Source organism: Candidatus Binatia bacterium, assembly GCA_036563615.1.
Lineage (GTDB): Bacteria > Desulfobacterota > Binatia > UBA12015 > UBA12015 > DATCMB01.
Genome location: DATCMB010000014.1, coordinates 1 through 13,655, shown reverse-complemented (window position 1 = coordinate 13,655; position 13,655 = coordinate 1). Strand labels below are relative to the sequence as shown.

At 71.4% G+C, this 13,655-nt stretch carries 12 protein-coding genes; 5 read left to right on the top strand and 7 right to left on the bottom strand.

The features are described from left to right. The first annotated feature begins 522 nt into the window (after positions 1-522). Entirely contained in the window at positions 523-2,463 is a 1,941-nt protein-coding gene (locus VIS07_10575; GenBank protein ID HEY8515945.1) for a hypothetical protein, read from the top strand. An 88-nt stretch (positions 2,464-2,551) separates the two neighbouring features. Here the strand turns inward: VIS07_10575 and VIS07_10570 are convergent, their stop codons facing one another. Next, complete coding sequence (locus VIS07_10570) at positions 2,552-4,576, bottom strand: alkyl sulfatase dimerization domain-containing protein (protein HEY8515944.1); 2,025 nt, start codon at positions 4,574-4,576, stop codon at positions 2,552-2,554. A gap of 125 nt (positions 4,577-4,701) precedes the next feature. Between VIS07_10570 and VIS07_10565 the strand changes: the two genes are divergently transcribed. The 4 genes from VIS07_10565 (at position 4,702) to VIS07_10550 (ending at position 8,151) form a co-directional block, all read left to right on the top strand. Continuing rightward, the gene (locus VIS07_10565; protein HEY8515943.1) at positions 4,702-5,238 is read left to right on the top strand and encodes a regulatory protein RecX; all 537 of its coding nucleotides are present in this window, start codon (positions 4,702-4,704) and stop codon (positions 5,236-5,238) included. Positions 5,239-5,350: 112 nt separating this feature from the next. Next, complete coding sequence (locus tag VIS07_10560) at positions 5,351-7,093, top strand: hypothetical protein (protein HEY8515942.1); 1,743 nt, start codon at positions 5,351-5,353, stop codon at positions 7,091-7,093. Then, positions 7,090-7,599 carry a hemerythrin domain-containing protein gene (locus VIS07_10555; protein HEY8515941.1) on the top strand — a complete coding sequence of 170 codons (510 nt, stop codon included), beginning with the start codon at positions 7,090-7,092 and terminating at the stop codon, positions 7,597-7,599. The genes VIS07_10560 and VIS07_10555 overlap by 4 nt, the downstream gene beginning before the upstream one ends. A gap of 117 nt (positions 7,600-7,716) precedes the next feature. Next, positions 7,717-8,151 (top strand): nuclear transport factor 2 family protein, encoded by a 435-nt coding sequence (locus tag VIS07_10550; GenBank protein ID HEY8515940.1) that lies wholly within the window; start codon positions 7,717-7,719, stop codon positions 8,149-8,151. A gap of 52 nt (positions 8,152-8,203) precedes the next feature. Here VIS07_10550 and VIS07_10545 read toward each other — a convergent pair whose 3' ends face one another. Genes VIS07_10545 through VIS07_10520 form a run of 6 tightly spaced genes read right to left on the bottom strand, consistent with a single transcriptional unit; the run spans position 8,204 to position 13,493 of the window. Beyond that, a complete protein-coding gene (locus VIS07_10545; GenBank protein HEY8515939.1) occupies positions 8,204-8,875 on the bottom strand; it encodes an HPP family protein in 672 nt (223 codons plus the stop codon). Then, complete coding sequence (locus tag VIS07_10540; GenBank protein HEY8515938.1) at positions 8,872-9,066, bottom strand: hypothetical protein; 195 nt, start codon at positions 9,064-9,066, stop codon at positions 8,872-8,874. The genes VIS07_10545 and VIS07_10540 overlap by 4 nt, the downstream gene beginning before the upstream one ends. Then, the gene (locus VIS07_10535; GenBank protein ID HEY8515937.1) at positions 9,050-9,562 is read right to left on the bottom strand and encodes a Rieske (2Fe-2S) protein; all 513 of its coding nucleotides are present in this window, start codon (positions 9,560-9,562) and stop codon (positions 9,050-9,052) included. The genes VIS07_10540 and VIS07_10535 overlap by 17 nt, the downstream gene beginning before the upstream one ends. Next, on the bottom strand, positions 9,555-10,193 hold the full coding sequence (locus tag VIS07_10530; protein ID HEY8515936.1) for a 4Fe-4S dicluster domain-containing protein: 639 nt from the start codon (positions 10,191-10,193) through the stop codon (positions 9,555-9,557). The genes VIS07_10535 and VIS07_10530 overlap by 8 nt, the downstream gene beginning before the upstream one ends. Before the next feature lie 22 nt (positions 10,194-10,215). Beyond that, a complete protein-coding gene (locus tag VIS07_10525; protein HEY8515935.1) occupies positions 10,216-12,447 on the bottom strand; it encodes a molybdopterin oxidoreductase family protein in 2,232 nt (743 codons plus the stop codon). Beyond that, entirely contained in the window at positions 12,447-13,493 is a 1,047-nt protein-coding gene (locus tag VIS07_10520) for an MFS transporter (protein HEY8515934.1), read from the bottom strand. The genes VIS07_10525 and VIS07_10520 overlap by 1 nt, the downstream gene beginning before the upstream one ends. Positions 13,494-13,655 lie beyond the last annotated feature (162 nt).

Sequence of the window (13,655 nt, the reverse complement as noted above, 5' to 3'; positions counted from 1 at the left end):
CTGAAATAAATCTGCAGTCATAGTGCCAATTGTTTAAGTCGCGTCACGATCACTCCGAAATCCTCCTCAGAACGGTCCCGCTCCAGCGCGGGGCTCGACGCGACACGTAGGAGGCTCGCCATGGTCCAGCGACACGGGTTCGACGCCTGCCGAGGGGCGCTCGCCATCCTCATCCTTTGCTCACTCCCCACGTTTGCCTTCGGCGCAACCGACGACGGCACGAGCTGCGCCCAGCAGAAGCTGCGTGCGGCCGGAGCGTATGCCGAATGCTTGTTCCTCGCCGAAGCGAAGGCTCTGCGCGACGCAGCAGCGCCCGACTACGGCGCTTGCGATCGGTTGCTTGCCGCGCGCTTCGCACGCGCCGAGCGTGACGGCGCATGCGCGGACCAGGGGAACCTGGAGGACGTCAAGCAATGGATCGGCTCTTGCGCTGCGGGAAGCGTGAGCCGGGCAGGGTGTGGGTCGGAGAACGGGCCTTTGCTCGGTGCGCCGGCGGCCGCCTGCGCGGATCGGACGAGCGAGGTGCAAGGGACGCTGGCGAGCCGGCGGCTTCCCATCATCCGCGACGGCTCGACCGGACGGCTCGGCGCGCTCGTGCTCACCTTCGGCGTGAAGGGGGACGTCGTGCCCGTCGCCGAGGCGGTCGAGGCGCAGGTCGTCACCTGGCTCGAGGAGCACGAGATCCCGGCGGCGTCGCAGCTCGCCCGCGTCCGGTGCCCGACCGGCGCCACGCTCGACGGCCAGACGAAGGCCTGCTTCGACGTGCGCGTCTACGTGCCGTACCTCCCCGACCGTGTCGTCTCGACCTTCGAGGGCATGCACCACACGCGGAGCCTGGTGCGCGGGCTCGAGCGCCACGAGGACTTCGGTGAGCGCCTGAGCTTCGTGGAGGGCAGGGGGCTCGCCTGGGGAACCGGCGGGGCGCTTCTGATCGCGCTGCGCAAGAGCCTCGAGCTGCCGGCCGACGCGCCATCCGACGCGCTTCCGGCGGTGACCGAGGTCGCGGCGACGAGCACGACCGCCGCATCCGAAACGATCACCGTCGACAGGCTGCTCTGGACCGCGTCGACCCACGTCACCACGAAGGACTCCGGCTACGAGCAGCGGGTCTTCGCCCCCGGCTTCAACGGCAAGGACGGCAGCACGGGGACGTGGGTGCTCGTCGGCCTCGGTGCGCGCGTCAAGAGCGGCGACCTCAAGTGCCTGCGCGGCAAGTTCCGCGACCTCGCGACGGGCGCCACGCAGATCATCGACTCCGGCGACTGCAGCAGCATGGAGAAGTACGTCGAGCTGCAGGCGCCGTACGTCGCGACCGGCGTCGAGATGAAGGTCAGCGACAACGAGGTGAAGGGCATCGGGCTCGGCTACGGCACGCCGACCTACACCGTCGACCCGTTCGCGCCCGACTTCCTGGTCGTTTCGCCGAACGCGTGGGTCTACAACGGTTCGTCGAGCGGCACCTACGCGCCCGATCCGGCGCTGATCGACGCGAGCTGGGAGTACGCGGTGGTCGGCGTCGAGGCAAAGGCGACGGACAGCAAGGTCTCCGGCCTGACGGTCTACCTCGGGCGCATCGCGACCGAGCCGATCGAGCCGACGGATCGGTGGAACGACTACACCGTCGAGGACATCGAGGCCGCGCTCGCCGAGGTCATGAACGAGATCTACGACGTCGCGGCCGACACCCTCACCTTCGAGGTCGTGCCGAAGTGTCCGGCGACCATCCCGTCGATCGAGCTCTGCGGCTACCTCTCCGCGAAGGGCTCGTACTCGACGAGCGAGATGGATCCCGTTTGCAAGGGCACCTGCGACGCCGTCTACGAGAGCTGCAAGCTGAGCCTCGACGCGTGCAAGGCCGTGTGCTGCTACGGCTGCGTCTGGGGCAAGACGTGCACGTGCAACTACAAGTGCAGCGACGAGCGCGACGCTTGCTACAAGGGCTGCAAGTCGGTCTTCAGCGGCTCCGCCGAGGTCGACGTCAAGCGCGTCAAGGGGCTCGAGAAGCTCAAGTTCACCGACTCGTCGATTCCGTTCCTGGTCGACGGCACCTCGATCGCCGCGGAGGTCAAGGCGGAGGTGTCGAAGCTCGAGGCGCCGACCTACTGGCGGCTCTGCCAGTCCGGCATCTGCGTCTCCGACACGACGCCGCTCGTGAGCGACAAGATGAAGGCGACGGCGACGGGCCTCCTCACCGCCAAGGCGTGTCCTTCGGGGCCGCCCGCGCTCTACTTCCAGATCCAGGACGTGAAGGTCGAGATCAGCGTCTGGGGCATCGACGACTTCGTCGACGATGTCGTCGGCATCGCCCAGAGCTCGCTCGACTGGCTCGCCGAGAACATCAGCGACATCTTCGAGTACGATCTCGAGGACGAGTACGAGTCGGTGCAGAAGGAGCTCGAGGACATCCTCGAGGTCGAGCTCAACGGCATGCTGCTGAACACGCCGATCGTCCCGTGTAGCTGACGAGCGGCGTCGTCGAGGGGCTGCCGGCGGGCGCGAGCGCAGAGCCGCCCGCCGGCGGCCCTGCGCCGTCCCGGCCGGCGCGCCGCGGTCACGGCGTGACGATCGGGAAGTTGGTGTCGAGCGCGTCGATCATCCCGACCAGCGCCGGCCAGGCGTCCGCGTCGCCCTCGGTGACGATGTTGCCCGACGCCGTCCGCACGCTCACCGGAACGCCGGCAAAGAGCGTCATCAGCATGTCGATGCGCTGCATGCGCACGGTCGGCGCTTCGCGCTCCTCGACGCCCTGCTCGTGCACGAGCACGCCGTTCTCGACCGTGATCAGGTGGCGCTCGTCGACGTCGGTCAGGACGAGGTTCAGGCGCAGCGGCTTCGCGAGCGCCTTCTCGGGGTCGAGGCGCACCGCCGCGAGATCGAGCAGCATCGAGGTCGGCGTCGCCTCGAGGACGTCGGGGCTCAGGCTCGGGGGCGGCAGCTGCACGACGCCGCTGCGCAGCTCCTGCGCGCCCGTCAAGTAGATGTTGCGCCACGTGCCGGCCTCGGCCTGGTAGGCGAGCTGCGTGTACACGTCGGCGAGCGCGTCGCGCGCCGCCTGGTCCTGCGGGTCGGCGAACACCGCGTGGTTCAGCAGCATCGCGGCCCAGCGGTAGTCGCCCTCGTCGGCGGCCTTTCGCGCGCGCTCGCGGACCGCCTCGGCGCCGCCCATCGCCTCGACGTAGCGCTTCGCCGCCGGCTCCGGCGGCAGCGGGTGCAGGTTCGCGGGGTTCGCGTCGTACCAGCCCATGTAGCGCTGGTAGACCGCCTTCGCGTTGTGGTTCATCGTCCCGTAGTAGCCGCGGTTGAACCACTGGCGCGCGAGCGGCTCGGGCAGCTCGAGAACCTCGGCGATCTCGACGCCGGTGAGCCCCGCGTTCATCAGGCGCACCGTCTGGTCGTGCAGGAACTTGTACGCGTCGCGGTGCGAGCGCAGGAAGGAGACGATCTCGTCGCGGCCGAAGCGCGGGATGCCGTGCGCCGCGAACATCACCTCGCTGTCCTCGCCGTAGAGCCGGATCGACTCCGTCAAGTAGTCGGCCCACGCTTTCGCGTCGCGCACCAGTGCGCCGCGCGCGGGCAGCAGGTTGTGCATGGTGAGGTTCGCGTTCTCCGCCATGAACAGCGCCCGCAGCCCCGGGAAGTAGGCGTTCATCTCGGCCGGCGCCTCGGTGCCGGGCGTCACCTGGAAGACCATGCGCACGTCGCCGATCAGCATCTCCTGCCCGGTGGTGGTGATGACGTCGGTCGGCGCGAGCATCGAGATCGTCCCGCGCGACACCGCCGGGCCGAGCCCCGAGGTCACCTCGCCCTCGGGGCCGCGCGGCAGCGTGAAGCCGAACTGGAAGCGCGCGCGCCGCGCCATCGCCGGGCCGGCGATGATGTTCTCCGACACCGCGTGCTCGGTGAACCCTTGCGGCGCGATGATCTTGACGCGGCCCGCCGCGACGTCCTCGCGCGACGTCACGCCGGCGACGCCACCGTAGTGGTCGACGTGGCTGTGCGAGTACACGACCGCGAGCACGGGCTTCCTGCCCACGTGCTCGGTGACGAGGTCGAGCGCCGCGCGCGCGGTCTCGGTCGAGGTGAGCGGGTCGATGACGATCCAGCCGCTGCCGGCGTCGACGAAGGTGACCGTCGAGACGTCGAAGCCGCGGACCTGGTAGATCTTCTCGGTCACCTTGTAGAGGCCGTGCTTGGTGATGATCTGCGCTTGACGCCAGAGGCTCGGGTTGACGGTCTCCGGAGCCTTCTCGCCGAGGAAGCCGTACGACGACAGATCGACGACCACGTCGCCCTTGGCGTTGCGGATCAGCGGATCGCTGCGGGTCGCGATGAAGCCGCGCTCCGCGAGCTCGAAGTCGAGGCGGGTGTCGGCGTCGATCATCTGCTGGATCTTCGCGAGCTGACGGCGCGACGCCTCGGAGGCCGAGACCTCCGGCGTCGGCGGCAGCTTCGGGCGTCCCATCAGCAGCGGCGCCACGACGCCGCCGAACGCCCACAGACCGGCCACGAGCAGCACGCCCGCGAGCAGCGCGCCCGCGACCATGCCGAGAAAGAAGCGTCCGCGTCTCGTCTGCATCGTCCCTCCAGGTCGTTCGCGCTTCTTAGCGACCGCGGCGCGACGTGGACAGCGCGGTAGGCTGCCGCGCAGAACGCGAGCTCGCTCCGCGCCCGCACGCGTCGCCTGTGCTATCCGCACGTCTCGTGCGCCGAGCGCGTTCGAATCGCCCGCCGCGGGAGCCGTCGTCGCCGTCGCCCGCCGTCGCGCGCGAGCGGGCGCTGGGCTCGGCGCTGCGCATGCTCGCGCGCCAGCCGCGCAGCCGCGCCGAGCTCGACGCGGCGCTGCGCCGCCGTGGGTACGGCGAGGACGTGGTCGCGGCGACGCTCGCCCATCTCGAGGAGCGCGGCTACCTCGACGACGCGCTGGTCGCCGACGCGGTCGCGCGCGGCGCGGAGCGCAAGCACTTCGGCAGCCGTCGCGTCGCGTTGACGCTGCGCCGCCGCGGCGTCGCCCGCGAGATCGTCGAGCAGGCGGCGCGGGCGAGCGGCGAGACGGATCTCGAGCGCGCGCGCGCGCTGCTCGCGCGCCGCTTCCCCCAGGGCGTCGGCGGCTCGCCGCGCGAGCGCCAGCGCGCCGCGCGCCTGCTGCTCGCGCGCGGCTTTCCGGGCGACGTGGTGCGCGAAGCGCTCGGCATCGACGTCGACGTGGGCGACGCGGGCGAGGACCCGGACGAAGCATGAGCCGGCGCGTGGTCGAGCGCGCGACGCGGATCTGTGGCCGGCAGGGCGAGGGCGGGGAGTCGCGCTCCGCGGCCTGCTTGATCGCCGCAGCACGGCGCGCCACAGTCCCGCCGTGCTCGCGCGCCGCCTCCGCAGAGCTCTCGCCGGCGCCGCCCTCGCGTGCGCGACGCTCGTCGCCTGCGCCGACCGCGCGCCGACGCCGCCGGCCGACCCGCCCGGTCCGGCCGATCACCTGCGGCTCGACGAGGCGTGGCTCGTCGGCACGCACAACTCCTACTGGGTCGACCGCGGGCACGCGAACGACGCGTTTGCCTCGGGCGTGCAGGAGAGCCTGCTCGACCAGCTCCTCGCCGATCACGCGCGCGCGATCGAGATCGACGTCCACCCTGACGGCGAGCGCCCGCGACGCTACCGCGTCTTCCACACCGTCCCCGGCAACAGCCTGTGCGACGACCTCGGCGACTGCCTGCGCCCGCTGCGCCTCTTTCACGCCGCGCTGCCGCGCCACGAGCCGCTGCACGTGATCGTCGAGCTCAAAAAATTCACAGGGCCGAGCTTCGACGCCGAGCACACGGTCGACGACCTCGAGGCGATCTTCGAGGAAAGCCTCGGACCGTGGCTCTTCCGGCCGCGCGACCTGCTCGCGCTCTGCGACCCCGAGGGCGCCGATCCCGATCCCGACCTCGCCGCGTGCGTCGAGACGCACGGCTGGCCGACGATCGCCGCGCTGCGCGGACGCTTCCTGGTCACCGTGCTCGGCAACTTCGACGACCTTTTGCCCGAAGCGAAGGGCACGCTCGACTGGGCGCACTTCACGCTGCGCGGCGACCTGCGCGCGCGCTCCGCGTTCTCGATGGCGTCGTCGTGGAAGATCCAGTGGGACACGCTGCCCGAGAAGATCCGCGCCGAGCTGTCGCGCGAGGACCTGGCGCGCGCGCTGCGGCGGGTCGTCTGGCTGCAGGTCGAGGACACGGCCGACCCGAACCTCGCTCCGTTCCTCGCCCGCAACGGCATGGTGCGCATGGGCGGCGCGCAGAGCGTCGCCGATCAGCTCGAGCGCATCGCGCTGGGCGCGCAGGTGCTGCAGGGCGACTCGCCGTGGATCCAGGCCCACGACCGCGGTCCGGCGCAGCCGCTGCGCCCGTTCGACGCGGACGCGGGCGAGATCGTCGAGCCCGGCGAGCGTCTCGTGCTCGATCCGCTCGCCGCGGGCGAGACGGCGAGCGCGCTGCACGACGTGCCCGCGTCGTCCGCGGCGCGCTGGGCGACGCTGCCGTCGGTCGGCGGCGAGGCGGACGCGATCCCGTGCCTCGTCGCGGCGGCGAGCGCGGACGCGACGTCGCACACCTCGTTCGCGGTCTGTCGCGACAAGGTGCGGGCGGGGCGCACGCCCGGTGCGCCGCTCGGCAGCGGCGATCCGGACGCCGAGAAGCTCCGGCTGCGCCTGCGGATCTGCCGCGACGGCGCGTGCGCGTGGACCGACGTCCGCGCGGAGGACGTCGCGCCGGGCGCGTCGCCGGACGAGACGGCGGCGCTCGCGACGCAGCTCGAGATCGGGCTCGCGCTCGGTCTCGAGGTCGAGCCGCAGGGCGGCGGCGCGTGCGCCCGCGCGCTGGTCGCGACCGACGTCGATGTGCAGGGCGATCCCGTCTGGCTGCCGGTTGGCGTGCCCGAGTGCTTCCCAGCGCCGCTTGCCGCGCAGGGCCTGCTCGCCGTCGCCGGGACGCGCCCCGGCGCGCTCTTCGCGGGCACGCGGCTCTGGATCGACGCCCGCGCCGCGCAGCCGGAGCTGCAGCTGCACCCCGTCACCGACGGCGCCGCCGTCGCGTTCGATGCCGACGGAGAGCGGCCGTGACGACGAGCGACGCCATCACCCGTCACCTCACCGCCGACCACGCGCGCCTCGAAGCGTTGCTCGACGCCGCGACCGCGCGCGGCGAGCCGTACGACATGGCGCCCTACGCCGAATTTCGCCGCGGGCTTCTCCGCCACATCGCGATCGAGGAGAAGCTGCTCCTGCCGGCGGCGCAGGAAGCCGCGGGCGGCACGCCGCTGCCCATGGCGGCGCGCCTGCGGCTCGACCACGGCGGGATCGCGTCGCTGCTCGTGCCCACGCCGACGCCGACGATCGTCGCGACGCTGCGCCACGTCCTCGCGCAGCACAACCCGGTGGAGGAGGGCCCGGACGGGCTCTACGCGCAGTGCGACGCGCTGCTCGCGTCGCGCGCGGACGAGATCGTCGCCGCGATGGAGTCCTACCCCGAGGTGCCGGTGAGCCCGCACAACGACTCGCCGCGCGTCCTGCCGGCGGTCGAGCGCGCGCTCGAGCGTGCGGGCTACGCGCTGGTCGTGAAGTCCTGAGAGCGCGGCGATGGCATCCCCGCGCCGCGCGAACGGCAGCGAATCGATGATAAACATGCGGAGGCCGTCGGAACTGCGCTGCTGCTCGCGGCGACGGCCATCCCCGGAGGAACGCCGATGTCGGAAGCGACGACCTTGCAGGACCGCAACCGGGAGACCGTCCGCGCCGCCTTCTTGCGGTGGCGCGACGGGACGGGCAGCGTCTTCGACCTGCTCGCGCCCGACGCGCAGTGGACGATCGTGGGCAACACGCCGGTTTCGAGGACCTTTGCCAGCAAGCAGGAATTTCTCGACCAGGTGATCGCGCCCTTCAACGCGCGCATGGCGCAGCGGCTCGTGCCGACGGTGCGCGAGCTCTACGCGGACGGCGACACGGTGATCGCGCTGTTCGACGCCGAGGGCACGGCGCGCGACGGCAAGCCGTACCGCAACACCTACACCTGGTACCTCGAGATGCGCGACGATCGCATCGTGCGCGTGCTCGCCTTCTTCGACTCGATCGAGTTCACGGATCTCTGGACGCGCATCACGCCCGACGCGCCGGCGCACTGACCGCCGCGCCTCCGAGCGACGAGGGCGGAAGCGCGCGCGCAGCGCGAGCCGATCACACAGACTGCCGTCGCCGGTCGGGAGCGGGCCGTGCAGGCGCGTCGGACGGGCGCGGCGCCCAGAGCGGGTAGTCGATCCCCGCGAGCCGGTTGATCACGAAGCCCTGCACGACCAGCAGCACGACCGCGAGCATCAGCACGGCGAGCTGCCACGGCTCGCGCAGGATGCCGAGCGCGACGATCAGCGTCGTCGCGCCGGCCGGCGGGTGCGGCACGTTGAGCCAGACCATGGCGCCGTTCGTGAGCCCGAGCGACAGCGCCGCCGCGCCGACGTTCGCCCAGTCGACGCCGTCCGCGAGCGCGGGGCCGCGGTCCGTGAGCCCGAACACGACGAGCGCGAGGTAGCCCGCGAGGACCCCGATCAGGTGGCCGCCGAGCGTGTTGCGCGGCGAGGAGGCGGGCTGCGTCGGCGTGTAGAACAGCAGGAACGCCGTCGGGCCGAGCGAGGGGAAGACGAACGGCGCGCCGGTCGCGACCGCCGCGGCCGCCATGAGGCCGATCGAGACGAGCCCGTTGATCAGCGAGAACAGCCCGAGGATCCACAGCCGCGAGTGGTGGGCCATCAAGGTCGGGAGCTGGAAGCGGTGCGCGATGCCGTGCAGCACGTGCACCATCTCGCCGCCGATCGGTCCCGAGCGGCGCGGCGGCGCAGGATCCGGGCCCTTCATCGCTGCAGGTAGCGGTAGAAGCCGGCCGAGCCGGCCGCGAGCAGGACGGAGAACAGCGCCGACGTCCACGCGAGCTGCGTGTCGTGCGCGTGCAGCGCGTCCAGGCCGACCGTCAAGAGGAAGATCTGCAGAGAAAGCAGCACGCCGACGAAGATGCCGACGGCGGAGGCGACCTCACGCGGACGCGCCATCGTGCGCCTCCTCTCCGAGGGCCCAGATCATGCCGTCCGCACGGAGCTCGACCGCGATCCGTCCGAGCGGACGCTGCGGCGGTCCGGCGAGCACGATGCCGCTCTTCGCGTCGAACACGCCGTCGTGGCACGGGCAGAACATCTGCCCCTCGCGCGGCCGGTAGGTGACGACGCAGCCGAGGTGCGTGCACTTCTGGCTGAAGGCGCGCAGCTCGCCGTCCGGCAGGTGGACCAGGATCGCCGGGTCGAGCTCGGTCGGGTAGCGGAAGAGGTACGCGCCACCCGGCGGCACGTGGCTCGCCGCGACGATCGGCTGCGGCGCGCCGCGGTTGATCGTGCGCAGCGACGTCCACGCCGCGACCCCGACGCTCGCCGCGGCGAACGACGCCGAGGCGAGCACGAGATAGCGGGCGAACTCGCGCCGCGTCACCTCGTCCTCGCCGTCCGAGGTGTACGGGAAGTCGGCGCGCCACTTCGGGACGCTCGCGTCAGCCATCGCTTCCTCCCTCTGCGAGCTCGTCGAGCCCGAACGGATCGTCGTGCCAGGTGCGCGCGTCGCGGGCGCCGAGAACGTCGATCGGCCCCGCGTCGTTCGCGACCGTCAGCACCTTGGTGCGCACGCGCTGCCGGCCGGAGACGAACTCGTCGACCAGCACGCCGCGTCGCGTGCGCGCGAAGTCCTCGCGCGTGCCGAACCACAGCGCCTGGCTCGGACAGACCGACGCGCACATCGGCGCGAGCCCCTGCGAGCTGCGGTCGTAGCACATGTCGCACTTCATCATCTGGTTGAGCTCGACCATCAGCTTCGGCACGCCGAACGGGCAGGCCAGCACGCAGTTCGAGCACGCGATGCAGCGCGGCTTGAGCGAGGACTGCACGACGCCGTCCTCGTTCTGCTTGATCGCGTCGGCGGGGCAGACCTCGGCGCACGTCGGGTCCTCGCAGTGCATGCAGACCATCGGCACGGTCTGCGTGCTCGCGCCACGGTCGACGAAGTCGAGGTGGATCATCGAGTGGCCGCGGTGCGTGCCGCACTCCTCGCACGCCTGCACGCACGCCTTGCAGCCGATGCAGCGGCTCTGGTCGATGACGAAGATCTTCTCGCCGGGGCTCGCGAGGATGGTCATGCGCTGGCGCTCCGCGACGCTCTCATCCCGGCGTTCCGTGCAGCGCCATGTCGCGCTCGTCGCGCACCGTACGTCCGGGCCCGACGCGCTCGACCCGCACCGCCGAGACCTTGAACTCCGGGATCTTCGAGATCGGGTCGAGCGCGCGCTGCGTGAGCTGGTTCGCCGCCTGCGCGCCCGGCCAGTGGTAGGGGATGAACACGGTGTCCGGGCGGATGGTCTCGACCACCGCGGCCGGCAGCGTCATCTCGCCGCGTCGCGAGCGGACGCGCACGAGGTCGCCGGTCGTGACGCCGAGCGACGCCGCGAGCCGCGGGTGCATCTCGCACAGCGGCTCGGGGTATTGATCGACGAGCGGGCCGATGCGCCGCGTCTGCGTGCCCGACAGGTACTGGCTCACGACGCGGCCGGTCGTGAGCCACACGGGGTACTCGTCGTCGACCACCTCGGCGGGCGGTCGATACTCGACGGGATGGAACTTGGCGCGGCCGCTCTTCGTGTAGAAGCGCCCACCCTCGTAGAGCCGCGGCGTGCCCGGGTGTCCCTCCTCGGGACACGGCCAGAAGACGCCCTTCTCGTCGACGATGCGCTGCCAGGTGATGCCGGTGTAGTCCGCGGTGCCGCCGTGCGAGGCGCGGCGCAGCTCCTCGAAGATCTCCTCGCTCGAGCGGTAGGGGAAGTAGCGCTCCTTGCCGAGGCGACGCGCGAGGTCGACCAGGATGTGCCAGTCGAGGCGCGCGTCGCCCGGCGGCTTCGTCGCCGCGTTGATCTTGATCACGCGTCCCTCGACGCTCGTGCTCGTGCCCTCGTCCTCCTCGTGCAGCGAGCCCGCGAGCACGACGTCCGCGTGGCGCGCGGTCTCGGAGAGGAAGAAGTCGATCGCCGCGTAGAACTCGAGCTTCTCGAGCGCCTCGCGCGTGAACGTGGTGTCGGGCAGCGAGACGAGCGGGTTGAAGCAGATCGACAGCAGCCCCTTGATCTCGCCGGCGTGGATCGCGTCGACGATCTCCTGCGCGGTGAGACCCTTGCCGGGGATGTCGTCGACGTCGCAGCCCCACACCGAGGCGACGTAGGCGCGGTGCTCGGGGTTGGTGATGTCGCGATTGCCGGGAAGCTGGTCGCACTTGTGGCCGTGCTCGCGCCCGCCCTGGCCGTTGCCCTGGCCGGTGATCGTCGTGACGCCGCAGCCGGGCTTGCCGTAGCGTCCGGTCGCGAGCCCGAGGTTGATGCACGCGAGCACGTTCTCGACGCCCTTGGTGTGGTGCTCGATGCCGCGCGCGTGCAGCAGCATGCCGGTCTTCGCCGTGCCCCAGAGCTCCGCCGCCTGCTCGATGCGCTTCGCCGGCACGCCGGTGATGCGCTCGGCCCACGCGGGCGTCGCGTCGCGCACCGCCTCGGCGGCCTCGGCGAAGCCCTCGGTGTGCCGCTCGATGAACTCGTGATCGAGCCAGTCGCGCTCGATCAGCACGTGCAGGATCGCGCCGAGCAGCGCCGAGTCCGTTCCCGGTCGCAGGCCGAGGAAGACGTCTGCGGTGCGCGCGAGCGGCGTCACGCGCGGGTCGGCAACGATCAGCTTCGCGCCGCGGTCGCGCGCCTGCCAGACGTAGCTCGTCGTGATCGGCGCGCACTCGGCGACGTTCGCGCCGGCGATGAACACCACCTCGGCGAGGCGGATGTCGCTCCACGGGTTCGACGCGCGATCGATGCCGAGCGCCATCTTGTTCGCGGCGCCGGCCGAGACCATGCAGAGGCGTCCGTTGTAGTCGAGGTTCGCCGTGCCGAGCGCGAGGCGCGCGAACTTGCCGACCAGGTACGACTTCTCGTTGTTCAGCGACACGCCCGAGAGCATCGCGAACGCGTTCTTGCCGTACGTCTCCTGGATGCGGCGGATCTCGGACGCGGTGCGCCCGAGCGCCGCGTCCCACGACACCGGGCGAAAGCCGGTCGGGCTCGTCGGGTCGCGCTCGAGCGGTCCGAGCAGGCGGTCCGGGTGGCTGCCCTGAAGATAGCGCTTGACGCCCTTCGGGCAGAGCTTCCCTTCGTTGAACGGGAAGTCGTACCAGGGCTCGAAGCCGACCACGCGCTCGTCCTTGACCTTGAGCACGATGCCGCACTGCTGGCCGCAGAAGCAGCAGTGGGTCTTCACCTCGCGGTCGATCTCGAGGCTGCCGGTCCAGCCGCCGGGCGGCTGACGGTTGAGGTGCGGTCCGTAGCGCGCGACGAGCTCCGCCTCGTCGCGTGGCAGCTCGGCCATCAGCCAAACCCTCCGACGCGCCGGCTCTGCGCGAGCGTCACCAGACGACGGCGGCAGGCCGGGCAGACGTCCTGGTAGCTGCCGCCGCCTTCGAGCGCGTAGTCGAAGCCGACCTGCGGCAGGACCTCCTTCAGGTCCCGCACCTGCATCGCCGACGCGAACGCGTCGCCGCACTCGGTGCAGCGCTGCTGCGGGCCGGCCGCTGCGGCTCGCTTGTAGAACTGCACGCCGAGGTTCGCCGGCCGCTGGAAGATGTGAAACAGCTTGCCGAACGGGATGTACATCAGCCCGAGGATCACCGTCAGCGCGTGCACCGTGGTGAGGAAGGCGTAGAAGCGCCCGCCCATCCACAGCGTCGACACGGTGAGCATGAGCCCCGTCACCGAGACGGCGAACAGACCCGCGAGCGCGAGGAAGTCCGTCGAGCGCTCGACGGCGAGCGCGCCCGGGTCGCGCACGCGGCGTCCGAGGAAGAGAAAGACGCCCGCCAGCACGAGCACCGCGGCGACGTCGAGGCCGTGGAACATGAGCCAGCCGAGGACGCTCGTCGCGTCGAAGTCGATCGTCGCCCACGGACCGACGAACGCGCGGTAGCGCGCCGCGTCCTGTCCCACCGACTCGAAGTGCAGCCAGCCGAAGACCAGCGGGAAGGTGATCGCCGCGGCGAGCACGCAGCCCCAGAAGACGAGCTGGTGCGCGATCCAGCGCAAGCGCGAGCGGTGCGCGATGAACGTCTGCCCGAGGAGATTCGTCACGACGAGGCTCGCGAGATGCTTGACGCTCGCGAAGCCGCCGGCACGGAACGCGCGCCAGCTCTGCCGGTGCAGCCGAGCGGTCGGCGGCCGCTGCAGCCAGACGGCGTAGCGGTAGACGGTGCCGAAGATCGCGAACAGCGTGCCGAGCAGGTAGCCCGCGAGCGCGGCGTCGAACCAGCGCAGCCCGCCGCTGCCGAGCACGCCGAGCACCACCGCGACGGCGACCGCGACCAGGCCCCAGGCCAGGGCCCGCGCGTCGAGCGCGGTTGGCGAGGCCGCGTCGGGTCGCATAGAGCCATCAGTGCCTGCGCGAGAGGTCGTGTCAATAGGTGTGTAAACGAGGTCAGGCGGCGAGCCTCCGGTTGACCTTCTTCTCCGCGACTCCGTCCACAAACTTGCTCCCCTGGTAGACCTCCTTCAGCAGCGCCGGCGCATTCAGCCGGCGGAACGTCT